The sequence below is a fragment of the Streptomyces albireticuli genome (assembly GCF_021228125.1).
Lineage (GTDB): Bacteria > Actinomycetota > Actinomycetes > Streptomycetales > Streptomycetaceae > Streptomyces > Streptomyces albireticuli.
Map to the genome: position 1 here is coordinate 282,867 of NZ_JAJQQS010000004.1, position 21,389 is coordinate 304,255.

General features: G+C 73.8%; 21 protein-coding genes. 6 read left to right on the forward strand and 15 right to left on the reverse strand.

Annotated elements, in window-relative coordinates; all coding sequences use genetic code 11:
• Positions 1 to 175: 175 nt before the first annotated feature.
• The 5 genes from LUZ64_RS09645 to infC all read right to left on the reverse strand — a co-directional run bounded on the left by LUZ64_RS09645 (position 176) and on the right by infC (position 3,909).
• Positions 176 to 1,348 (reverse strand): sensor histidine kinase, encoded by a 1,173-nt coding sequence (locus LUZ64_RS09645; protein WP_095579922.1) that lies wholly within the window; start codon positions 1,346 to 1,348, stop codon positions 176 to 178.
• 39 nt (positions 1,349 to 1,387) lie between these two features.
• Positions 1,388 to 2,221, reverse strand: a complete 834-nt coding sequence (locus LUZ64_RS09650; RefSeq protein WP_095579912.1) for a TrmH family RNA methyltransferase — start codon at positions 2,219 to 2,221, stop codon at positions 1,388 to 1,390.
• A gap of 201 nt (positions 2,222 to 2,422) precedes the next feature.
• Entirely contained in the window at positions 2,423 to 2,809 is a 387-nt protein-coding gene (rplT, locus tag LUZ64_RS09655; protein ID WP_071964710.1) for a 50S ribosomal protein L20, read from the reverse strand.
• Between the two features lie 101 nt (positions 2,810 to 2,910).
• On the reverse strand, positions 2,911 to 3,105 hold the full coding sequence (rpmI, locus tag LUZ64_RS09660) for a 50S ribosomal protein L35 (protein ID WP_071964711.1): 195 nt from the start codon (positions 3,103 to 3,105) through the stop codon (positions 2,911 to 2,913).
• A 123-nt stretch (positions 3,106 to 3,228) separates the two neighbouring features.
• Entirely contained in the window at positions 3,229 to 3,909 is a 681-nt protein-coding gene (infC, locus tag LUZ64_RS09665; RefSeq protein ID WP_087928877.1) for a translation initiation factor IF-3, read from the reverse strand.
• Positions 3,910 to 4,233: 324 nt separating this feature from the next.
• Between infC and LUZ64_RS09670 the strand changes: the two genes are divergently transcribed.
• The gene (locus LUZ64_RS09670) at positions 4,234 to 4,596 is read left to right on the forward strand and encodes a DUF1844 domain-containing protein (RefSeq protein WP_087928876.1); all 363 of its coding nucleotides are present in this window, start codon (positions 4,234 to 4,236) and stop codon (positions 4,594 to 4,596) included.
• Between the two features lie 5 nt (positions 4,597 to 4,601).
• On the opposite strand, the gene LUZ64_RS09675 is transcribed toward LUZ64_RS09670, so the two are convergent.
• The 4 genes from LUZ64_RS09675 to LUZ64_RS09690 form a co-directional block, all read right to left on the reverse strand.
• Complete coding sequence (locus LUZ64_RS09675; protein ID WP_095579920.1) at positions 4,602 to 5,366, reverse strand: MIP family channel protein; 765 nt, start codon at positions 5,364 to 5,366, stop codon at positions 4,602 to 4,604.
• 115 nt (positions 5,367 to 5,481) lie between these two features.
• Positions 5,482 to 6,210 carry an SseB family protein gene (locus LUZ64_RS09680; protein WP_095579910.1) on the reverse strand — a complete coding sequence of 243 codons (729 nt, stop codon included), beginning with the start codon at positions 6,208 to 6,210 and terminating at the stop codon, positions 5,482 to 5,484.
• A 521-nt stretch (positions 6,211 to 6,731) separates the two neighbouring features.
• Complete coding sequence (gene mycP, locus LUZ64_RS09685; RefSeq protein ID WP_232390395.1) at positions 6,732 to 7,925, reverse strand: type VII secretion-associated serine protease mycosin; 1,194 nt, start codon at positions 7,923 to 7,925, stop codon at positions 6,732 to 6,734.
• Positions 7,922 to 8,866: a hypothetical protein gene (locus LUZ64_RS09690; RefSeq protein ID WP_232390396.1), complete on the reverse strand. Its 945-nt coding sequence runs from the start codon at positions 8,864 to 8,866 to the stop codon at positions 7,922 to 7,924. The genes mycP and LUZ64_RS09690 overlap by 4 nt, the downstream gene beginning before the upstream one ends.
• Positions 8,867 to 9,081: 215 nt before the next feature.
• Between LUZ64_RS09690 and LUZ64_RS09695 the strand changes: the two genes are divergently transcribed.
• Positions 9,082 to 10,287, forward strand: coding sequence for an amino acid deaminase/aldolase (locus LUZ64_RS09695; protein ID WP_232390397.1), 1,206 nt, complete (start codon positions 9,082 to 9,084; stop codon positions 10,285 to 10,287).
• 52 nt (positions 10,288 to 10,339) lie between these two features.
• Here the strand turns inward: LUZ64_RS09695 and LUZ64_RS09700 are convergent, their stop codons facing one another.
• The 4 genes from LUZ64_RS09700 to LUZ64_RS09715 form a co-directional block, all read right to left on the reverse strand.
• Positions 10,340 to 11,605: an HAD family hydrolase gene (locus LUZ64_RS09700; RefSeq protein WP_095578579.1), complete on the reverse strand. Its 1,266-nt coding sequence runs from the start codon at positions 11,603 to 11,605 to the stop codon at positions 10,340 to 10,342.
• 77 nt (positions 11,606 to 11,682) lie between these two features.
• On the reverse strand, positions 11,683 to 12,468 hold the full coding sequence (locus tag LUZ64_RS09705) for a 3-oxoacyl-ACP reductase (RefSeq protein ID WP_095578578.1): 786 nt from the start codon (positions 12,466 to 12,468) through the stop codon (positions 11,683 to 11,685).
• On the reverse strand, positions 12,465 to 13,832 hold the full coding sequence (locus LUZ64_RS09710) for an aldehyde dehydrogenase family protein (protein ID WP_095578577.1): 1,368 nt from the start codon (positions 13,830 to 13,832) through the stop codon (positions 12,465 to 12,467). The genes LUZ64_RS09705 and LUZ64_RS09710 overlap by 4 nt, the downstream gene beginning before the upstream one ends.
• A gap of 9 nt (positions 13,833 to 13,841) precedes the next feature.
• Positions 13,842 to 15,209, reverse strand: coding sequence for a glutamine synthetase family protein (locus LUZ64_RS09715; RefSeq protein ID WP_095578576.1), 1,368 nt, complete (start codon positions 15,207 to 15,209; stop codon positions 13,842 to 13,844).
• 73 nt (positions 15,210 to 15,282) lie between these two features.
• Between LUZ64_RS09715 and LUZ64_RS09720 the strand changes: the two genes are divergently transcribed.
• The 3 genes from LUZ64_RS09720 (at position 15,283) to LUZ64_RS09730 (ending at position 18,412) form a co-directional block, all read left to right on the forward strand.
• Positions 15,283 to 16,011, forward strand: a complete 729-nt coding sequence (locus LUZ64_RS09720; RefSeq protein WP_095578575.1) for a FadR/GntR family transcriptional regulator — start codon at positions 15,283 to 15,285, stop codon at positions 16,009 to 16,011.
• A gap of 152 nt (positions 16,012 to 16,163) precedes the next feature.
• Positions 16,164 to 17,621, forward strand: coding sequence for an ethanolamine permease (eat, locus tag LUZ64_RS09725; protein ID WP_095578574.1), 1,458 nt, complete (start codon positions 16,164 to 16,166; stop codon positions 17,619 to 17,621).
• A gap of 83 nt (positions 17,622 to 17,704) precedes the next feature.
• On the forward strand, positions 17,705 to 18,412 hold the full coding sequence (locus LUZ64_RS09730) for a gamma-glutamyl-gamma-aminobutyrate hydrolase family protein (protein ID WP_095578573.1): 708 nt from the start codon (positions 17,705 to 17,707) through the stop codon (positions 18,410 to 18,412).
• Positions 18,413 to 18,567: 155 nt separating this feature from the next.
• Here the strand turns inward: LUZ64_RS09730 and LUZ64_RS09735 are convergent, their stop codons facing one another.
• Positions 18,568 to 19,491 (reverse strand): LysR family transcriptional regulator, encoded by a 924-nt coding sequence (locus LUZ64_RS09735; RefSeq protein WP_232390398.1) that lies wholly within the window; start codon positions 19,489 to 19,491, stop codon positions 18,568 to 18,570.
• Between the two features lie 70 nt (positions 19,492 to 19,561).
• Between LUZ64_RS09735 and LUZ64_RS09740 the strand changes: the two genes are divergently transcribed.
• Positions 19,562 to 20,695 carry a TDT family transporter gene (locus LUZ64_RS09740; protein ID WP_095579356.1) on the forward strand — a complete coding sequence of 378 codons (1,134 nt, stop codon included), beginning with the start codon at positions 19,562 to 19,564 and terminating at the stop codon, positions 20,693 to 20,695.
• Here LUZ64_RS09740 and LUZ64_RS09745 read toward each other — a convergent pair.
• Complete coding sequence (locus LUZ64_RS09745; RefSeq protein ID WP_095579357.1) at positions 20,622 to 21,359, reverse strand: helical backbone metal receptor; 738 nt, start codon at positions 21,357 to 21,359, stop codon at positions 20,622 to 20,624. The genes LUZ64_RS09740 and LUZ64_RS09745 overlap by 74 nt on opposite strands.
• Positions 21,360 to 21,389 lie beyond the last annotated feature (30 nt).

Consider the following 21,389-nt stretch of genomic DNA (forward strand, 5'->3'; position numbering starts at 1 on the left):
CCCAGCTACCGCTGGGAGGTGCCCCAGGCTTCGCTCAGCTGCGCGGCGCCTGCCCGAAGCATTGGCCAAAGGTCGTGCCAAAGGTGCCAAAGGTCGAGTCTAAGGGGCGTGCGTGGTGGGCTGGGCCCGTGGGCCGCGCCGGGGGGTGGCTCTCCCCCTCGGCTCCCGCCCCTTCTCAGCCCTGGGTGAGAAAGGCGGGGGCGCCCACGGGCAGGGTAAACCGGAACTGGGCGCCGCCGCGGACCGCCCGTTCCACAGTGATCGTCCCGCCGTGGGCCTCGACGATGCCCTTGACGATGTACAGGCCCAGGCCGGTGCCGCCGCGCTTGCTGCCCCGCCAGAAGCGGGTGAAGACACGGCTCATGGACTCCTCCGGGATGCCGGGCCCCTCATCGCTCACGGTGACCGCCGTGCCCTCGGTCCGGGCCTTGGTCAGCGCCGGGGACACCGCTATGGTGACCGTTCCCGCGCCGTGGCGCACGGCGTTTTCCAGGAGGTTGCCCAGCACCTGGTCGATCTTGTCGGGATCGGCCCAGAGATCCGGCAGCGGATCCTCCACCTCCACCCGGAAGCGCTCCTCGGGCTGCCCGGCGGCGGTGTACGCCTGGATGTGCCGGCGGACGGCGGCGACGACGTCGACGGGCTGGCGGCGGACCTCCAGCCGGCCGGAGTCGATCCGGGAGATGTCGAGCAGCTCGGCGATCAGCCGGGTGACGCGGTCGGCGTCGGCGTCGACGGTCTCCAGCATCAGGCGCTTCTGGTCGTCGGTGAACCGCTCCCACTTCGCGAGCAGTGTCGCCGTGAAGCCCTTGACGGACGTCAGGGGCGATCGGAGCTCATGGGCGACGGTCGCGATCAGCTCGGCGTGGCTGCGCTCGGTGCGGCGGCGGGCCTCGGTGCCGCGCAGCTGGACGACCAGCCGGCGCACCGGCCCGTTGGGGCACTCGCGGACGTAGCGGGCGGAGACGAGGACCTCACGGCCGCCGGGGAGCAGGAGATTGCGCTCCGGCTGGCCGATCCGGGTGGTCAGGCCGCCGTACGGGTCGGTCAGCGGCCACCAGCGGCGGCCCTCCAGGTCCTCGAAGGGCAGGGCGCTCTCCAGGGACCGGCCGAGCGCCTCGCGCGGCGCCACGGCGGTGATCCGGGCTGCGGCGGCGTTGAAGCAGGTCACGCGGCCGTTCTCATCGGCCACGACCAGGCCGTCCGGCAGGTCGTCGGGGTCGAGTCCGAGGCCGCCGAACCCCGGCAGGGGCACCTCACGGGCCCCCCGGGCCTCCCTGACACCGTGGGTGTCAGGGGAAACGGCCGGACAGGCGTCCGCCACGCTTCCGGAAGTCCTGACGTTCATCATCCGCACCCCCTCCCGAGCCCCCGGGGGGCAACCCTACTAGCTGAAGGTCACGGAGCGGCACCCTCCGGGTGCACGCTGCGCACGGGCGGAGGCGTAGAGGCACACGGCGGCGGCGGTCGCGAGGTTCAGGCTCTCGGCCTTTCCGTGGATCGGCACCCGGACGACCTCGTCGGCCAGCGCCCGGGTCTCGGCGGGCAGGCCCCAGGCCTCGTTGCCGAAGATCCAGGCGGTGGGGCCGCCCATGGTGCCCTGGTCCAGCTCGGCGTCCAGGTCGCGCTCGCCCGCGCCGTCGGCGGCCAGGATCCGCGCCCCGGCGCCCTGGAGGCCGCGCACGGCCTGCTCCACGGGCACGCCCACGGCGACGGGCAGGTGGAAGAGGGAGCCGACGGAGGCCCGGACGGACTTGGGGTTGTAGAGGTCCACCGAGGCGTCCGTCAGCACCACGGCGTCCGCGCCGGCGGCGTCCGCGCAGCGCAGCACCGTACCGGCGTTCCCGGGGTCCCGGACGTGCGCGAGGACCGCGACCAGCCGGGGCCGGCCCGCCAGGATCTCGTCGAAGGGGGTGTCCAGGAAGCGGCAGAGGCCCACGATGCCCTGCGGGGTGACGGTGTCGGACATCTCCGCGATGACCTCGTCCGTCGCGATCAGCACAGGTACCCCGGCGTCGCGGGCGGCGGTCACCACGTCGGCGTGCCGCTCGGCGGCGTCCGGCGTCACGTACACCTCGATCAGGTGCTCGACGGCCTCGCGGACGGACTGCGGCCCCTCGGCCAGGAAACGGCGTTCCTTGCTGCGGAAGCTGCGCTTGGTAAGACGGCGGGCCGCGATGACACGGGGCGATCGCAGGGACGTCAGCTCGGGGGCCGCCATGGGCTCACTTTCGGTTGCTGGGCGTGCCGCGCGGTGCCGGGTCGTCCCGGTACCACCGGTACACGCCGTCGTGATGGGTATCCGGCACGGCTGAACCGGCCGCCCGAGGCTACGGGCCGGGCCGGGGGTGCGGGGCCGGACGCGACCGGACCCGCAGGCCAGAAGGCCTGCGGGTCCGGTCGGTGCCTAGGGGCGCCGGGATCAGGCGGCGGCCTTCGGGGCGTTGACGTCGGCCGGCAGCGCCTTCTGGGCGACCTCGACGAGCGCGGCGAACGCGTTCATGTCGTTGACCGCGAGCTCGGCCAGGATCTTGCGGTCCACCTCGATGTTGGCGGCCTTCAGACCCTGGATGAGGCGGTTGTAGGTCATGCCGTTCTGGCGGGCAGCGGCGTTGATGCGCTGGATCCACAGCTGACGGAAGTCGCCCTTGCGCTTCTTGCGGTCGTTGTAGTTGTAGACCAGGGAGTGGGTGACCTGCTCCTTGGCCTTGCGGTACAGGCGCGACCGCTGGCCGCGGTAACCGCTGGCCGCCTCGAGGATCGCCCGACGCTTCTTGTGCGCGTTGACTGCGCGCTTGACGCGTGCCACTTGTTAACTCCTTGTAGCGGGGCCGCGGTGCGTTCTCACGCGGCCCGAATTCGAATGGGTCCCGGTCCGACGCGCACCCCGTGGATACGGGGCGCGGAGCGTCACTTGCCGAGAAGCTTCTTGATCTTCTTGGCGTCGCCCGGGGCCATCTCGGCGTTGCCGGTGAGGCGACGCGTCAGCTTGGACGACTTGTGCTCGAGCAGGTGGCGCTTGCCGGCGCGCTCGCGCATGACCTTGCCGGAGCCAGTGATCTTGAAGCGCTTGCTGGCACCGGAGTGCGTCTTGTTCTTCGGCATGCGCCGTATCTCCTCGTCGGTGGCGCTTCTCCGGCCCGCGGACGGGCACATGGAAGCGTCAGCTGTGTTCGGTTGCTTTCCGGGGCGAACCCCGGGGGCGATCCGCGGGGCCAGGCCCTCGGATCACGCCTCTGCGGGCTCCTCGGCGGACTGCTCCTGCTCGGCGGAGTCGTCCGCGGCAGAAACACCCTGGCGCTCGGCCTTGCGGGCGGCCTGCGCCTCGCGGGCTTCGGCCATCGCCTCGGTCTTCTTCTTGTGCGGACCGAGGACCATGATCATGTTTCGGCCGTCCTGCTTCGGGTTCGACTCGACGAAACCGAGGTCCTGGACGTCCTCCGCCAGACGCTGCAGCAGTCGGTAGCCGAGCTCCGGCCGGGACTGCTCGCGACCACGGAACATGATCGTGATCTTGACCTTGTCGCCCTGCTTGAGGAACCGGACGACGTGACCCTTCTTGGTGTCATAGTCGTGCGGGTCGATCTTCGGCCGGAGCTTCATCTCCTTGATGACCGTGTGCGCCTGGTTCTTGCGCGCCTCACGGGCCTTCATGGCCGACTCGTACTTGAACTTCCCGTAGTCCATGAGCTTGCAGACCGGCGGACGTGCGTTCGCGGCCACCTCGACGAGGTCGAGGTCGTACTCCTGCGCAAGCTCCAGGGCCTTGGCAAGCGGCACAATGCCGACCTGCTCGCCACTGGGACCGACAAGTCGCACCTCGGGGACGCGAATCCGGTCGTTGATGCGGGGCTCGGCGCTGATGGATCCTCCTCGGTAGCACCACGCGGCCGCCTGGCGGACAGCCACGTAACGTCTGTTTCGTCAGACCAACCGCGCCGGTGCACAAAAAATGCCCCGGACGGGACACAGGCGGGGCTCCATAAATACCGGAACGCCGCGGTGTGATCCGCGGGGCATATCGGGCAGCTCCATCGTCCGTACGGAACGATGGGCGCCGCCTGACCGGAGACCTGCCGGCCTGAAGCCGACCAGGTGGGAGAACGGAGCCTCCACTTGTGGGCCGGGCACGTGAGTGTCCAGCCGGTCATGTGTCCTCACCTTAGCAGCGTTGACACGTGGCGTGCCAACCCGTGGCGAACCGATTCGCCGCCGGGCCGTATCGTGGGCGCCATGAGCGACGCGACCCCCACCGGCGAGACGCCGGACTTCGACACCATGACCCGTGACATCGCGGACGTACCCGCGGTCGAGGTGATCACGACGGTCGCGGTGCACCTGATGAGCTCGGCGGCGGTCAACCTCGGACTCGCCGAGGAGGGCGACCAGCACAAGGACCTCGACGAAGCCCGCAAGCTGATCACCGCCCTGGCGGGTCTGGTCACGGCCAGCGCCACCGAGATCAGCAACTTCCACGCGGGACCGCTGCGCGACGGGCTGAAGTCCCTCCAGCTGGCCTTCCGCGAGGCGTCCGTGGTGCCGGACGAGCCGGGCCAGGGCCCCGGCGAGAAGTACACCGGCCCCGTCTTCGGCTGAGCCCCTCACTCTTCGCGCGCGTCCGGACGGGCCGGCTTCACGCCGCCCGGCCGCGACGACGTCGAGAGCTCGTCGGCCAGATTCGCCGGGCCCATCCTCGGATGGGTCAGCTGGTGGGCCAGGGCCGCGAGCGCGCCGCCGATCAGCGGCGCCACGATGAACAGCCACAGCTGGGACAGCGCCGGACCGCCCGCGAAGAGGGCCGGGCCCAGGCTGCGCGCCGGGTTCACCGAGGTGCCGGTCAGCGGCACCCCCACCAGGTGGATCACGGCGAGGGCCAGGCCGATGGGCAGCCCGTCGAAGCCCACGACGGCCACCTTGTGGGTCACCGCGAGCACGACGAAGACCAGCAGGAAGGTCAGGACGACCTCCGCGAGGAACGCCCCGCCGGTGTTGATGTGCACCAGTGAGCGGTCACCGTAGCCGTTGCTGCCGAAGGCACCGTGCGTCTTGAGCCCCGGCACCTGCTTGGCCAGCAGGAACAGCACCGCCGCGCCGACGATGCCGCCGAGCAGCTGGGCGACCCAGTACTCGATGGCCGTACGGAGCGAGATGCGGCCCTCCACCAGCAGCCCGAGCGTCACCGCCGGGTTCACATGGCATCCGGAGATCGGTCCCAGCGCGTACGCCAGGGCCAGCAGGGTGAAGCCGAAGGCCAGGGCGATGCCGAGCACACCGATGTAGTCGGCCGCGAGCACCGCGGAGCCGACGGCGAAGAAGACCAGCAGCGCGGTGCCGAAGAACTCGGCCGCGACGGTTCTCGTCTGCACGGGGTCGAGCCGCAAAGACCCCAGGTTCACGGCGTCCATCGCGTCCTCCCGGATCTCGTGGACTGTCTTCGCATTGTCGGACGATCCCCGGGTGCCCGCCTGTCGGCCGGTGGGCTCAGCGCGTGAAGAGCGGCTCCCCCGGGAGCGCCGCCCCCGCCGGGAGCAGGGCCATGTCCAGGCCCCTGACCAGCCGCGCCCGCAGCACGTCGTCCGCCGCCAGCGCCGTCGCGACCCGCCGCACCGTCTCCTGCCGCGCGTCCTCCACGAGCGCCAGCGCCAGCGTCCCGTCGGAGTCCCGCGCGGGGCCGAGATACGCCCGCAGCACGCCCGGCTCCGCGGCCAGCACCGCGCGCAGCGCGTCCGCGACCGCCGGGTCGGCGAGAGGGTCGGCGCTCCCCCGCCCCTCGGCCAGCGCCAGCAGCGCCGGGCCGGTCAGCTGGAACGGCACCGGACCCGCCATGTCCAGGACGATCGTGTCCGCCTTCTCGTGCGCGGCCGCCTGGAGCGCCTGGTGCAGCGGCACGGCCACGGGGCGCGCGTCCGCGCGCCAGCGCGCCAGCGTCTCGATCGACGTGAACGCCGGCAGCGCCTTGCGCCCGTCGGGCGCCTGGAGCGTCGGCACGGCCATGTCGCTGGTCTTCTCGCGCTTCAGCCCGTCGGGCCCGGTCTCCACCTCGCCGAGCACGGCCACCACGGGCACGAGCAGCCGCGCACCGGGCAGCGCGGCGAGCACGCGCCCCTCGGCGGCCGGGTCCGCGGCCCAGGAGGCGAGGGCTTGGGCGAGGGCGGGGTCGGCCGAGCCGTTGTCGTCGGAGAAACCGGGATCCGGAATGTTCTTCAGCACGGTTTGAGCCTACCGGCCGGGGATGCGGGGTTCTTTGGGCGGTTGTCCCTCGTCGGGTGAGCCGCCTTTTCCCCTGCCGGGGGGCTGTTCGATGCCGGGTGCGGCGCCGTTTCCCGCTGCGCGGGCGTTCCCGCTGCGCGGGGCGTTCACCGGTGCGCGGGGCGTTCACCGGTGCGGCGGTGGGCCTCCGCGGGTCCTTTCGGGACTGCTTCGCTTTACGTCCCGAAAGGACCCGCTGCGGCCCCCCACCTCCCGTGAGTGGGTGGTGAAAAACAGCCGTGGTCACCGTCAGCCGACAAGTGCGGCTCAACCCCTACGCCTTTCCCCCACCCACCCGCAGGAGGGGACGGGCCGGAGGGGTGGTTGCCGGGCGTAAAGCGAAGCAGCCCGGCAACCACCCCTCCGGCCCGGCACCGACCTGAAAGCCCCGCGCAGCGGACCCGCCCCGCGCAGCGGGAGATGGCGCCGCACCCGGCGAAGAAGAACCGCCCGGCACGGGCCCCGCACCCGGCACAAGGCCGTCACCGAAGCGACGGTCTCCGCCAAAGAACCACCGCGGCCACGAGCAGCAAGACTCCCCCCGCCAGGGCGACCGTCGGCACACCGCCGTCCTCCGACCGCCGTCGGTCATGGGGCCCCGCCCCGAAGTACCGGGCCGTGTACGGGCGCGGCTCCCGCACGGGATCCGGGCCGCGGGCGATCGCCGCGGCCGGGTCGACGACCCCGGAGCCGAGCGCGTCGCTCCGTCCGCCCGGTGGCGTGTCCCGGGCCGTGGTCACGAGCAGCTCGCGGACCTGGGCGGGGGTCAGCCCGGGGTGGGCCGCGCGGACCAGCGCCACCGCCCCGGAGACGAAGGCCGAAGCGGCGCTCGTGCCCCAGCCCTCGTAGTAGCGGCGGTCCGGGTCCGCGATGACGACGTCGACGCCGGGGGCGCTGACCGCCGCGTACCAGCGGCGGGTGGAGAACGGGGCGCGGTTGCCGTAGCGGTCGACGGCGGTGACCGCGATCACGCCGGGGTAGGCCGCCGGGTAGGAGACGTGGTCGCCCTGCTCGCCGCCGTTGCCGGCGGAGGCGACGACGACGGCGCCCTTGTCGAGGGCGTACTGGACGGCGGCGTCCTCGCGGGGCTCGGGATGCGCGGTGGCGCTGTCGTCGCCGAGGGACAGGTTGATGACGTCGGCGCCGTGGTCGGCGGCCCAGCGGATGCCGTCGGCGAGGGCGGAACCGCGCGCGCCGCGGGCCTTGGGGCGGGCCGGGTCGCCGTCCTCCAGGATCACCCGGACCGGGAGGATCTTCGCCTCGGGGGCGACGCCGAGTACCCCGTCGGCACGGCCCTCGCCGTGGCCGCGGCCGGCGATGATGCCCGCCATCGCGGTGCCGTGCCGGGCCCAGGCCCGGTCGCCCGGTCCGGCGCCGAAGCCGATGAGGTCCTTGCCGGGCAGCACCTGCCCCCGCAGGTCGGGGTGTCCGTCGTCGACCCCGGTGTCGAGGACGGCGACGGTCACGCCCGCGCCCTTGGTGGTCCGCCAGGCCTCCTCGGTGTGCAGGGCGTCGAGGGCCCACTCCTGTACCCGTATGCCGTCGGCCGCCGAGGTCCCGGCGGGCAGGACGGTGAGGACGAAACCGGCGGCGAGCGCGGCGGCGGTGCGCGGGAGCCGCCGCGCCGCGCCGCGCGCGGGGGCGCCCCGCGGGGCGGGGCGTGGCGGCCGCCTCATCGCTCGTCCTCGCGGGCCGCCGCGCGCAGCGCCCGGCGCAGGGCCGTTTCCATCCGTTCGGCCAGCGCGGACGCGTCGTGGCCGAGGCCGGCCTGGGCCGGGGCGGTGGTCGCGCCGTGGGCGACGGCCTGCGCGGCGGGCTGCGGGGGCATGTCCGCGCGGCCGTCGGCGAAGCCCGTGACGGCGTAGACGACGGCGGGGGCGTCGACGAGGACGCCGATGTGCCAGCTGACGCGCTGTGCGTCGCCGAAGCGTTCGGCGACGGTGCCGGGCGGCGCGTACGGGCGGGGCATCAGATCGGTGCGCTCGGCGAGCCGTTCGGTGGTGAAGCGGGTGCGCAGGGCGCGCATGCCGGCCTCGTCGGCGGCCGTGACGAGCAGGCCGACCGTGGTGACGGTGGTGGACGTGGCGTCGGTGTACGTGGCCCGCAGCAGGCGGGCGCAGCCCGCCGGAGCGAGGGCGCGGGCCAGCGGCGCGTCGAAGGCTCCGGCGCAGTCGCCGTCGGGGGCGACGCCGACGCGTGTCCAGCGGCGGTCCGCGCCGCCGGGGCCCGCGCCGGCGCCGCGCACGGAGCGGGGGAAGAGCTCGTCGACGGGGACGGTGCGCCACAGGGTGCGGCCCTCCGCGAAGTTCCGTTCGGCGGCGGTGCTCCGGCCGGGTGCCTCCGCGAGCCGGCCGCCCGCCACGGCGCCGCCGATCAGGCCGACGCCGAGGACGAGGCACACGGCCGCGGCGACGGTGCGGACGGGGCCGCGGGCGCGGGCGGCCGTCGGCGCGGGGTCGGGTTCGGGGGTGGTGGGGCCGCCCGGTCCGGGGAAGAGGGTGGGGGGCAGCGGTGCCGTGCGCGGCGGGTGCACGGGAAGCGCCTGCGCGGGTACGGACGGCCGCCGCGCGGCCAGCGTGGGAGCCGACGGCGGCCTGGGGTCCGCTTCGGTGCTCAACCTGCGCTCTCCCTCGCGAGCTGGCGCGCCGGGCCCGATCGCCCTTTCGGGACAGGCCGGTTCGTATCCGGACATCACGCCGTGGCGCACGGCCCACGGCGTGCCCGTCACTTTACGGGGCGGGCGGTGTCGAAGACCATCCGGTCCGGCCGGACGGCCGCGTTCTCCGCGTCCGGCCCCTACCGGGCGGCAAGGTGGTCTGGCAGGCTGCGGCCATGCCGGCTCCTCCCGCTCGTACCGCTGACCGGGCCCGCTACGACCGGGCCACCGCCTCCCTCGACGCGCCGCTGGCCGTGGTGGACGTCGGGGCGTTCGACGCCAACGCCGGTGACCTGGTGCGGCGGGCGCGGGGCAAGCCCGTCCGGGTGGCCAGCAAGTCGGTGCGCTGCCGGGCGCTGTTGGAGCGGGTGCTGGAGCGGGACGGGTTCTCGGGGGTGATGAGCCATTCGCTCGCGGAGTCGGTGTGGCTGGCGCGCGCGGGGTTCGAGGACGTCCTGCTGGCGTACCCGTCGGCCGACCGGGCGGCGTTCGCCGAGCTGACGTCGGATCCGAAGGTGGCGGCGGCGGTCACGGTCATGGTGGACGACCCGGCCCAGCTGACGCTGATCGACGCGGCGCGCGCGGGCCGGGAAGAGGTCCGGGTCTGCCTGGAGTTGGACACCTCGCTGCGGCTGCTGGGCGGGCGGGTGCGGATAGGGGCGCTGCGCTCGCCGGTGCACTCCCCGGCGGGGCTGGCGGAGCTGGCGCGGCTGGTGGAGCGGCGGCCCGGCTTCCGGGTGGTGGGGCTGATGGCGTACGAGGCGCATGTGGCGGGTGTGGCGGACGCGGTCGCGGGCCGGCCGGTGCGTTCCGGTGCCGTGCGGCTGCTCCAGACGGCGGCCCGCCGGGAGCTGGCGGTGCGCCGGGCCGAGGCGGTGCGGGCCGTACGGGCCGTGGCGGAGCTGGAGTTCGTCAACGGTGGCGGCACGGGCAGTGTGCAGCACACCGCGGCGGAGGCGGCGGTGACGGAGGTCGCCGCCGGGTCGGGGCTGTTCGCGCCCCGGCTGTTCGACCACTACACGTCGTTCCGGGCCCGTCCGGCGGCGCTGTTCGCGCTGCCGGTGGTGCGCCGCCCCGGCACGGGCGTGGTGACGGTGGCGGGCGGCGGCTATCCGGCGTCGGGGGCGGCGGGCCGGGACCGGCTGCCGCGGCCCTGGCTGCCGGCCGGGCTGCGGCTCGACGGGCGGGAGGGCGCGGGCGAGGTGCAGACCCCGCTGGTCGGGCCGCCCGCCGACGATCTGCTGGTGGGCGACAAGGTGTGGTTCCGGCACGCGAAGGCCGGCGAGCTGTGCGAGCGCTTCGCGGCGCTGCACCTCGTCGACGGCGACCGGGTGGTGGGGACGGTCCCCACCTACCGGGGTGAGGGACAGGCGTTCGGCTGACCCTCACCCCGGGAGCCGGCGGCACCGATGCCCGCCGGCTCCCGTCGCCGGGTCAGACCCGGTCGAGCTGGTCCGGGATGACCGAGCCGTCGGCACGGCGGACCGGCGTCTTCGAGCCGTCCTCGGCCGTAGCGCCCGTCGTCGCGCACGGGTACGCGCCGGACTTGCGCGGCATCGGCTCGATGAACATCGGGTTGGCGACCCAGCGGCCGTCCGCGTCGTCGAAGGCGCGGCACATCAGCTCGGACTTGTTGCGGTTGATGGCCACGTGCGCGCCGGTGGCGTCGTTGACGAACGTGACGTCGGTGTCCGCGTCACCCGCGCCGAGGGCGATGCGGTGCGCGAAGTCCTGCTTCTGCCAGGCCTTGGCACCCTTGATCTTGAAGATCTCCTGGTTGATCATGCAGCGCTTGCCGTCCATGTAGGGCAGCGCGTCGCCCCGGCCGGTCTCGACGCCGCCGCAGCCCTTGATCTGGGTGGTGAGGCGCCCGTGCTTGGTGACGCTGCGGATGCCGATGGTGTGCTCGCGGTCGAGGCCCACGCCGCTGGACCACGCCTCGGCGATGGGCTCGGAGGAGGCGGAGACGATGTAGACGTCGAAGCCGGCCGCCTTGAGGGTGCGGATCAGGTCCTTCTGCTGGTCGTAGTAGCGGACGTAGCCGGCCAGGGTGTGGGTGCCGACGGTCTGCTTGGTGCCGACCGGCGCGGCGAGCTGCTCGGCGCGCGCCTTCTTCGCGAAGGAGGTGAGCTGGTCCGGGGTGCGGCCGGCGAAGAGCTGGGGGATCCAGGCGTACGCGGGCACCGTGCGGCGGTGGTTCCAGTCACCGGCGAAGGCCGCCTCGCCGGCCATGGTCTGCGACTTCTCGCGGATCTCGAAGATCTCGTCGGCGCAGGCGGCGTTCTTCGAGGTGGGCAGCGGGCGGCCGACGCGCACCTCGGTGCCGCAGGCCTTGGTGAGGGCCTTGTCGGCGGCCGGGGTGAGCCAGGCGCTGGTGTCCCGCCAGCTCTTGGGCCGGAGGATCTTGTCGTGCTTGAGGGCCCAGGCGAGCGTGGCGTCCGTGATGTCGTTCTTGACGACGGTGTTGTCCCAGTCGAAGGCGGCGACGGGGCGGGGGCCGCCCTTGCCGGAGCAGGTGCCCCGCTCGTCGATCATCTTCTGGAGCTTGGCGCGGTTGTCACCGGACCAGGTGAGGCTCTTGTCGAGCTGGGGGCACTTCGCGCGGGACGCGTCGTGGGCCGGGGCGGCGGTGGCGGGGACCGTGGTGGCGAGGGCCGCGGCGGCCAGGAGGCCGACGACGATGGCGGGCTTCTTGCGCATGCGTTCTCTTACGTGCGAGGGAGGGCAGGACGCGCCGGGGCCGGCGGGTGGCCCGCCCCGGCGCTTGATCATGGACCTTACACAGGGGTCACATAGGCGCCCGCGATGCCACCGTCGACGAGGAACTCGGCGGCGTTGACGAAGGAGGAGTCGTCGCTGGCGAGGAAGGCGACCGCGGCGGCCATCTCCTCGGGCTCGGCGAACCGGCCGACGGGCACGTGCACCAGGCGGCGGGCGGCGCGCTCCGGGTCCTTGGCGAAGAGCTCCTTGAGCAGGGGCGTGTTCACCGGCCCGGGGCAGAGGGCGTTGACGCGGATGCCTTCGCGGGCGAACTGCACGCCGAGCTCGCGGGACATGGCGAGGACGCCGCCCTTGGAGGCGGTGTAGCTGATCTGCGAGGTGGCGGCGCCCATCACGGCGACGAAGGAGGCGGTGTTGATGATGGAGCCCTTGCCCTGGCGCCGCATGTAGGGCAGCGCCGCCTTGCAGCAGAGGAAGACGGAGGTGAGGTTGACCTCCTGGACGCGCTTCCAGGCGTCGAGGCCGGTGGTGAGGATGGAGTCGTCGTCCGGCGGGGAGATGCCCGCGTTGTTGAAGGCGACGTCGACGGAGCCGTAGGTGTCGAAGGCGGTCTTGAAGAGCGCCTCGACCTGCTCGGGGTCGGTGACGTCGACCTTGACGAAGAGCCCGCCGACCTCTTCGGCGGCGGCCTTGCCGGCCGTGTCGTCGATGTCGGCGCAGACGACGTTCGCGCCCTCGGAGGCGAGGCGGCGGGCCGTGGCCAGGCCGATGCCGCTGCCGGCGCCCGTGATGACGGCGGTACGGCCGACGAGTCGGCGGCACACGGGGGTCTGGTCGGTCACTTGCGCTCCTCTGTGCTGATGAACACGTTCTTGGTGTCGGTGAAGGCGGTCAGCGCGTCGGGGCCCAGTTCGCGGCCGAGGCCGGACTGCTTGAAGCCGCCGAACGGGGTCCAGTAGCGGACGCTGCTGTGGGAGTTGACGGAGAGGTTGCCCGCGGAGACGGCGCGGGAGACCCGCAGGGCGCGGCCCACGTCGCGGGTCCAGATCGAGCCGGACAGGCCGTAGTCGGTGGCGTCGGCGATCCGCACGGCGTCCGCCTCGTCCTCGAAGGGGATGACCACGGCGACGGGGCCGAAGATCTCCTCGGTGGCGACACGGTCCTCCGGGGTGCCCTCCAGGACGGTCGCCGGGTACCAGAAGCCCTTGCCGGCCGGTACCTCGCCGCGGATGGCGGCGGGGGCGGACTCGGGGACGTAGGACCGTACGCGCTCACGGTGCGCGGCGGAGATCAGCGGGCCCATCCGGGTGGCCGGGTCGGTGGGATCGCCGACCGTGAAGTCCTTGACGGCCGGTTCCAGGAGCTCCATGAAGCGGTCGTAGACGTCCCGCTGGACGAGGATCCGGCTGCGGGCGCAGCAGTCCTGGCCGGTGTTGTCGAGGAAGGAGCCGGGGGCGGCGGCCGCGGCGGCCTCGACGTCGGCGTCGGCGAAGACGATGTTGGGGCTCTTGCCGCCGAGTTCGAGGGTCACCCGCTTCACCCGCTCGGCGCAGCTCGCCATGATCTGCTTGCCGACGGCGGTGGAGCCGGTGAAGACGACCTTGGCGACGCCGGGGTGCTCGACGAGCGCGCCGCCCACGACGGGGCCGGCGCCGGGCAGGACCTGGAAGAGGCCCTCGGGCAGCCCGGCGGCGAGGGCGAGTTCGGCCAGCCGGAGGGCGGTGAGCGGGGTGGTCTCGGCGGGCTTGAGCAGGACGGCGTTGCCCGCGGCGAGGGCGGGGGCGAGGCCCCAGCCGGCGATGGGCAGCGGGAAGTTCCACGGGGCGATGACGGCGACGACGCCGAGGGGTTCGTGGAAGGTGACGTTCAGCCCGCCGGCGACGGGGATCTGGGCGCCGTTGAGCCGCTCCGCTCCCCCGGCGGCGTAGTCCAGGAGGTCGCGGACGTTGCCGGCCTCCCAGCGGGCGTTGCCGAGGGGGTGACCTGCCTCGGCGACCTCCAGCAGGGCCAGCTCCTCCAGGTGCGCGTCGACGGCGGCGGCGAAGCGGCGCAGCTGCCGGGCGCGGTCGCCGGGGGCGAGGGCCGCCCAGCTCCGCTGCGCCGCGGTGGCGCGCGCGACGGCGGCGTCGACGTCCCGCGGGGTGGCGTCCGGGACGGTGGCGAGGTGCTCCTCGGTCGCCGGGTTGAGGATGTGGTGCTCGTACAAGACGTTCCCTTACATGCGCTCGAAGGAGCGGAAGCGCTCCCAGTCCGTGACGGCGGTGTCGTACGCCTCCTGCTCGACGCGCGCCATGTGGAGGTAGTGCTCCACGACCTCGTCGCCGAAGGCGGCGCGGGCCACGGGGCTGGCCTCCCACAGGTCGGCGGCCTCGCGCAGGGTCGCCGGCACGTGCGCGGCGTCGCCGGCGTAGGCGTTGCCGGTGCAGGCGTCGGGCAGTTCCAGCTCGTGCTCGACGCCGTGGAGGCCCGCGGCGACCATGCCGGCGACGGCGAGGTAGGGGTTCACATCGCCGCCGGGCAGCCGGTTCTCGAAGCGGTGGGCGTGGCCGCGGCCGACGACGCGCAGGGCGCAGGTGCGGTTGTCGGGCCCCCAGGCGACGGCGGTGGGGGCGAAGGAGCCGGGGCGGAACCGCTTGTAGGAGTTGATGTTCGGGGCGTAGAGGAGGGTGAAGTCGCGCAGGGCGGCGAGCTGTCCGGCGAGGAAGTGCCGCATGGTCTTCGACATGCCGTACGGGCCCTCGTCGTCGGCGAGGACGGGCCGGCCGGCCTCGTCGCGCAGCGAGAGGTGGATGTGGCAGGAGTTGCCCTCGCGCTCGTCGTACTTGGCCATGAAGGTGAGCGCCGAGCCCTCCTGGGCGGCGATCTCCTTGGCTCCCGTCTTGTAGACGGAGTGCTGGTCGCAGGTGGTCAGCGCCTCGTCGTAGCGGAAGGCGATCTCGTGCTGGCCGAGGTTGCACTCGCCCTTCGCGGACTCGACGGTCATCCCGGCGGCGCCCATCTCGTTGCGGATGCGGCGCAGCAGGGGTTCGACGCGGCCGGTGCCGAGGACGGAGTAGTCCACGTTGTACTGGTTGGCCGGGGTCATGCCGCGGTAGCCGCGGTTCCAGGCGTCCTCATAGGTGTCCTTGAAGACCATGAACTCCAGCTCGGTGCCGGCGTAGGCGCGCCAGCCGCGCTCGGCGAGGCGGTCGAGCTGGCGCCTGAGTATCTGCCGGGGCGAGGCGAGGACGGGGCCGCCGTCGTGCCAGGCGAGGTCGGCGGTGACGAGGGCGGTGCCGGGGTTCCAGGGGGTGCGGCGCAGCGTGCCGAGGTCGGGGCGCATGGCGAAGTCGCCGTAGCCGCGCTCCCAGGACGACATGGCGTAGCCGTCGACGGTGTTCATGTCGGTGTCCACGGCGAGGAGGTAGTTGCAGCCCTCCGTGCCGTGTTCGAGCGCGTCGTCGAGGAAGAACCTGGCGGCGAACCGCTTTCCCTGGAGCCTGCCCTGCATGTCGGTGAAGGCGAGGACGACAGTGTCGATCTCCCCGCTGTCGACCAGAGCGCGGAGCTCGTCGACGCTGAGCGGGGGCGTGCGGTCTGCCACAGTGAAGCCTCCTGTCGGTGTGACCGGAGGTCTTAAGGTAGGCCCGTAGACCATTGATTGGGAAGGGGTCACGATGGACGGGAGTTCGACGGACCGGCTGGCGCCGGTGCTGCGACCGGTCCGCGTGGGCAGCGGCTTCGAGGAGGCGCTGGAGCAGATACTCCAGATCGTCCGCCTCGGCCTGGTGCCGGCGGGGGAACGGCTGCCCGCCGAGCGGGAATTGGCCGGGCGGCTGCGAATAAGCCGGGTGACGCTGCGCGAGGTGCTCAAGGTGCTCCAGGACCAGGGGCTGGTGGAGAGCAGGCGGGGCCGTTACGGCGGGACGTTCGTGTGCGCCCGCACGACGGCGGCCGCGGCGGGCACGGACGAACTGCGGCGCAGGGTCGCGGAGGTGGACGTGGAGGACACCCTCCGCTTCCGTGAGGTGCTGGAGGTCGGCGCGGCCGGTCTGTGCGCGGCGCACGGCCTGGACGAGGAGGGCGCGGCGCGGCTGCGAGCGGCCCTGGACGCCACGCACGACGCCCCGTTGGCCGAATACCGGCGGGTGGACACCCGGTTCCACCTGACGCTGATGGAGCTCTCCGGCTCCCCCACGCTCACCACGCAGTACGCCGCCGTCCGGGCGACCGTGAACGATCTACTGGACTGCATCCCCCTGCTCGTGCGTAACTTGGAGCATTCACAGGCGCAGCACACCTCGCTGGTGGGGGCGGTGCTGGCCGGGGACGCGAGCGCCGCGCGCGAGGTCATGCGCGAGCACTGCTCGGGTACGGCGGCGCTGCTGCGGGGCTTCCTCTCGTAGCCGGGCGCGGCGGGGTGCGAGGGGCGGACGGACGGCGCGCGGGCGGAGATCACAAGTAACAAGTCTTTTACGCAAGAGGGTTGCTTCGGCCATATCCGCCTGGCAAAGGTATGCCGCACAACCTTTACCCCTCGCGAGGCAGGAGCGGCCCCATGCCCGACCGTACGGAGATCCCCGACGCACCGCCCACGCCCCGCTCCCCCGAGGACGCCTATCTGGAGAAGCGGACGCTGCGACGGGGCAGTGCGGGACCGCTGCTGCTCACCGGTCTCGGCGTGGCGTATGTCGTCTCCGGCGACTTCTCCGGCTGGAACTTCGGCCTGGCGCACGGGGGTTTCGGCGGTCTCGCCGTCGCCGCGGTGCTGATGGGGCTGATGTACACCTGTATGGTCTTCGCGCTCGCCGAGATGGCCTCCGTGCTGCCCACGGCGGGCGGCGGCTACGGCTTCGCGCGCCGGGCCCTCGGCACCTGGGGCGGTTTCCTCACCGGCACCGCGATCCTCATCGAGTACGTCCTGGCCCCCGCGGCGATCTCGCTCTTCATCGGCGACTACGTGGAGTCCCTGGGCCTGTTCGGGCTCACCTCCTCCTGGCCGGTGTACCTCGCCTGCTTCGTCCTCTTCATCGGCATCCACCTGTGGGGCGTGGGCGAGGCGCTGCGGTTCAGCTTCGTGGTGACCGGGGTCGCGGTCGCCGCGCTGCTGATCTTCGCGGCGGGTGCCCTCACCGACTTCGACGCGGGCCGGCTGCAGGACATCCCGGTCGACCGGGACGCCTTCGGCTCCTCGTCGTGGCTACCGTTCGGGCTGCTGGGCATCTGGGCGTCGTTCCCGTTCGGCATGTGGTTCTTCCTCGGCGTCGAGGGCGTCCCGCTGGCGGCCGAGGAGACCAGGGATCCGGCGCGGACCCTGCCGAAGGCCATGGCCACCTCCATGGGCATCCTGCTCGTCCTCGCCCTGCTGACCTTCCTCGCGGCCACCGGCGCGGGCGGCGCGGACGCCATGAAGGACGCGGGCAACCCCCTCGTCGCCGCGCTCCAGAGCGACGGACGGCCCACCACGCTCGGCCGGATCGTCAACTACGCGGGCCTGGCGGGCCTCGTGGCCTCCTTCTTCTCCCTCATCTACGCCGGCTCCCGGCAGCTGTTCGCACTCTCCCGGGCCGGCTACCTCCCCCGCTTCCTCTCCCTCACCAGCCGCCGCAAGGCGCCCTACCTCGGACTGCTGGTGCCCGGCGCGCTCGGCTTCGGGCTGGCCGCGGCGACCGGCGACGGCGCGCGGATGCTGAACGTCGCGGTGTTCGGCGCCACCATCTCGTACGCGCTGATGTCGCTGTCCCACATCGTGCTGCGGCGGCGCGAACCGCACCTGTCCCGCCCGTACCGCACCCCGGGCGGCGTGCTGACCTCGGCCGTGGCGCTCGCGCTGGCCTGCGCGGCGCTCGTGGCGACGTTCCTGGTGGACGTCACCGCCGCGTTCATCGCCCTGGGCGTGTACGCCCTCGCCGCCTGCTACTTCGGCTTCTACAGCCGGCACCGGCTGGTGGCGAGCGCGCCGGAGGAGGAGTTCGCCGCGCTCGCCGCCGCGGAGGCGGAACTGACCCGCGAATGACCGGGCTCGCCCCGGCCAGCCCCCAGGAAAGCACCAGGAAGCCCCAGGAAGTTCCAAGAAGTTCCAGGAAGGACATCGCGCACATGAGCACGCAGCCGCTGATCGGCATCACCACCTACCTCGCCCGGGCCCGCTGGGGAGTCGCGTGGGACGCGCCGGCGGCCCTGGTACACGCCACCTACCCCCGGTACGCGCAGCGGGCGGGCGGTCTGGCCGTCCTGCTGCCGCCGGACGACCCGGCCGCCGCCGACACGGTGCTCCGGCGGCTGGACGGCCTGGTCCTCGCGGGCGGCGAGGACCTGGACCCGGCGCTCTACGGCCAGGACCCGCACCCCCGCACGGGAAGGCCGATCCCCGAGCGCGACCGCTGGGAGCGGGCGCTGCTGGACGCCGCCCTGCGGCGGGGCACACCGGTGCTCGGCATCTGCCGCGGCATGCAGCTGATGAACATCCACGCGGGCGGCACCCTCTGCCAGCACCTGCCGGACGAGGTGGGCCACGACGGCCACAACCCCCGGGTGGGCACCTTCACCGACCACCTGGTCAAGCCGGTCCCGGACACCCTCACCGGCAGCCTGCTCCCCGAGGCGGTCCAGGTGGCCACCCACCACCACCAGTCGGTGGACCGCCTGGGCGAGGGCCTGATCCCGACGGCGTACGCGGAGGACGGCACGGTGGAGGCCCTGGAGTACGTGGGAGAACGGTTCGCGGTGGGGGTGCAGTGGCACCCGGAGGCACGGGACGACGCGCGGCTGATGGAGGGACTGGTGCGGGCGGCGAGCGGCGTCTGAAGGTCCGGACCTCGGGCCCGGTCCGTTCGGCAAAGGCCGGCCGGGGCGATCCCAGCCCGTCCGGCGTTTGAGGACACCGCGCGGTAGCGCGGAGGGGGCCCGGGGCACAGCCCCGGTTTCGGGAAGGGGCGGGGCCGGGGAAAAGCCCGCGGCGCTCAGCCCGACGGCCCCCGCGTCAGACCCAGCAGATCCCTCGCGGGACCCGCGGGCCGCTGCCCCACCGGCCACACCGCCCGCAGCTCCCGCCGCAGCGGGAACTCCAGCGGTACGGACACCAGCCGCCGCACCCCCAGCTCCTCCCCCACCGCCAGCTCACTCAGCACCGACGGCCCCGCCCCGCTCACCGCCGCCCCCTTCGCCGCCGTCGTCGACGCGAGTTCCAGCAGCGACGGCGCCGCGCCGCCGTGCGCGGCGAGGGCCGCGTCCAGGACCTGCCGGGTGCCCGAACCCCGCTCGCGCAGGATGAGCGGGGTGGCCGCCAGCTCGGACGCGGACAGCGGGGCCCGGCGGCGGGCCCACGGGTGCCCAGGGGCGACCACGACCACCAGCCGGTCCTGGCCGATGACCGCGCCGTCCAGACCGGCCGGCACCTCCAGGCCCTCCACGAAGCCCAGATCGGCCTCCCCCTCGCGCAGCCGGCCGGCGACGGCCGCGGAGTTCCCGGCGCTCAGCGAAACGGCCGTGTCCGGCCGCAGCGCGCGCAGCGCGATCAGCCACCCGGGCAGCAGGTACTCCGCGATGGTCATGCTGGCCGCGACCCGCAGCCGGGAGTCCCGCCGGGTCCGCAGCGCCTGTGCCCCGGCGTCGAAGGCCTCGGCGGCCTCCACGATCCGGCGGGCCCAGTCCGTGACGAGCACCCCGGCGTCGGTCAGCCGCGAGCCGCGCGGGGACCGCTCGACGAGCGCGACGCCGAGCAGCGTCTCCATGCCCCTGAGCCGCCCGCTGGCCGCGGGCTGGGTGATGCCGAGCTCCCGCGCCGCCCGCCCCAGGCTCCCCAGCCGTGCCACGGCGAGCAGCAGCTCCAGCGCGCCGAGGTCGGGCACCCGGTGCGCGAGCGGGGCCCGCCAGGCATCAGTCATAAATCCAGCTTATGCCCTCATAGGCATATGGCCTCTGCCGCCCGGGCCTCCGGGCGGCGACCGTGGAGACATGAGCACGATCCACTCCACCCGCCCCCGCCCGGGCGTACGCCACCTCGGGCCCAACTGGTACGCGACCGTCATGGGCACCGCGATCGTCGCGAGCGCCGGAGCCGCGCTGCCCGCGCGCTCGCCGCTGCTCCGCGACGCCTACGAGGCGGTGTGGGCGCTGGCCGCGCTCGCCCTGCTCGCCCTGCTGGTGGCACGCGCCACGCACTGGGCGCGCCACCCGGACCAGGCCCGGCGGCACCTGGCCGACCCGGCCGTGGCGCCGTTCTACGGCTGTCTGGCGATGGCGCTGATGGCGGTCGGCGGGGCCACCCTCTCCGTGGGGTCGGGCGTGATCGGCGAGCGGGCGGCCGTGGCGGCCGACGTCGTGCTGTGGACGGGCGGCACCGTGATCGGCCTGGGCGCCGCGGCGGCGATCCCGTACCTGATGGTGACCCGGCACAAGGTCGCGGCCGACGGCGCCTCCCCCGTGTGGCTGCTGCCCGTGGTCGCGCCCATGGTCTCCGCCGCGCTGGGCCCGGCGCTGGTGCCGCACCTGCCGGCCGGTCAGTGGCGGTCGGCGATGGTGCTCGGCTGCTACGCGCTGTTCGGGATGAGCCTGCTGGCCACCCTGGTGATCCTGCCGGCCGTCTTCTCCCGGCTCGTGCACCACGGCCCCCTGCCGCTGGCGCTGACCCCGACCCTCTTCCTCGTCCTCGGCCCGCTGGGCCAGTCCACCACCGCCGTGAACAACCTCGCCGACGCCGCGCAGGGTGCCGTGGCGGCCCCGTACGCGCCCGCGATGGCGGCCTTCGCGGTGCTGTACGGCGTCCCGGTGATGGGCTTCGCGCTGCTGTGGCTGGCGCTGGCGGGCGCCATGGTCGTCCGCGCCTTCCGGCAGGGCATGGGTTTCGCGATGACCTGGTGGGCGTTCACCTTCCCCCTGGGCACCTGTGTCACCGGCGCCGCGGGCCTGGCCCGGCACACGGGGCTGCCGGCCTTCACCGGCCTGGCCACCGGGCTGTACGCGCTGCTGGTGGTGGCCTGGGCGGTGGCCGCCGCCCGTACGCTGCGCGGGCTGGTCAGCGGCCGGCTGCTCGAAGCGCCGCGCCCAGCACCGTCGGTGCTTCCGCGAGCGACGGTCCGTACCACGTGAGGTGACGGCCGCTGACGAGCGCGCACGGCAGCCCGGGGAACGCCTCCGGGCCGTCGTCGCGCGTGAAGCGGTAGGGCTCGTCGGGCAGTACGGCCAGACGGGCCCCGCACGCGTTCAGCTCGTCGATCGACACGCGGGGATAGCGCTCGGCGTGCCCGGCGTGTGCGGTGACGACGCCGAGCCGGGCGAGCACGTCGCCCGCGAAGGTGTCCCGGCCGAGGACCATCCAGGGCCGCCGCCAGACCGGCACCACGGCCCGCACCGGCGGCCCCTCGGCGCGCACGTCCCGCCAGGCGTCCTCGGCGTCCGCGAGCCAGTCGGGCCGGGCCAGCCCGCAGCCGGCCACCAGGACCCGCTCCAGCTCGGTGAACGCCTGCCCGAGCGTGCGCACCTCGGTCACCAGCACCTCCAGCCCGGCGGCGCGCAGCGCGGCCAGGTCGGGCGCCCGGTTCTCCTCCTCGTTGGCGAGGACGAGGTCGGGCGCGAGGGCCGCGATCCGCGCCGGGTCGGGGTTCTTGGTGCCGCCGACGCGGGTGACGTCGAGCCCGGCGGGGTGGTCGCACCAGTCGGTGGCGCCCACCAGGAGGCCGGGTTCCGTGGCGGCGACGGCCTCGGTGAGGGAGGGGACGAGCGAGACGACGCGCCGTACGCTGCGGAGGGCCATGCGGCCACCGTACGCAATCGGGGCCCCGCC

Coding starts and splice junctions, on each gene's coding strand:
- LUZ64_RS09645 (WP_095579922.1), bottom strand. CDS start 1,348: ATGAACGTCAGGACTTCCGGAAGCGTGGCGGACGCCTGTCCGGCCGTT.
- LUZ64_RS09650 (WP_095579912.1), bottom strand. CDS start 2,221: ATGGCGGCCCCCGAGCTGACGTCCCTGCGATCGCCCCGTGTCATCGCG.
- rpmI (WP_071964711.1), bottom strand. CDS start 3,105: ATGCCGAAGAACAAGACGCACTCCGGTGCCAGCAAGCGCTTCAAGATC.
- LUZ64_RS09670 (WP_087928876.1), top strand. CDS start 4,234: ATGAGCGACGCGACCCCCACCGGCGAGACGCCGGACTTCGACACCATG.
- mycP (WP_232390395.1), bottom strand. CDS start 7,925: ATGAGGCGGCCGCCACGCCCCGCCCCGCGGGGCGCCCCCGCGCGCGGC.
- LUZ64_RS09695 (WP_232390397.1), top strand. CDS start 9,082: ATGCCGGCTCCTCCCGCTCGTACCGCTGACCGGGCCCGCTACGACCGG.
- LUZ64_RS09700 (WP_095578579.1), bottom strand. CDS start 11,605: ATGCGCAAGAAGCCCGCCATCGTCGTCGGCCTCCTGGCCGCCGCGGCC.
- LUZ64_RS09720 (WP_095578575.1), top strand. CDS start 15,283: ATGGACGGGAGTTCGACGGACCGGCTGGCGCCGGTGCTGCGACCGGTC.
- eat (WP_095578574.1), top strand. CDS start 16,164: ATGCCCGACCGTACGGAGATCCCCGACGCACCGCCCACGCCCCGCTCC.
- LUZ64_RS09730 (WP_095578573.1), top strand. CDS start 17,705: ATGAGCACGCAGCCGCTGATCGGCATCACCACCTACCTCGCCCGGGCC.
- LUZ64_RS09735 (WP_232390398.1), bottom strand. CDS start 19,491: ATGACTGATGCCTGGCGGGCCCCGCTCGCGCACCGGGTGCCCGACCTC.
- LUZ64_RS09740 (WP_095579356.1), top strand. CDS start 19,562: ATGAGCACGATCCACTCCACCCGCCCCCGCCCGGGCGTACGCCACCTC.
- LUZ64_RS09745 (WP_095579357.1), bottom strand. CDS start 21,359: ATGGCCCTCCGCAGCGTACGGCGCGTCGTCTCGCTCGTCCCCTCCCTC.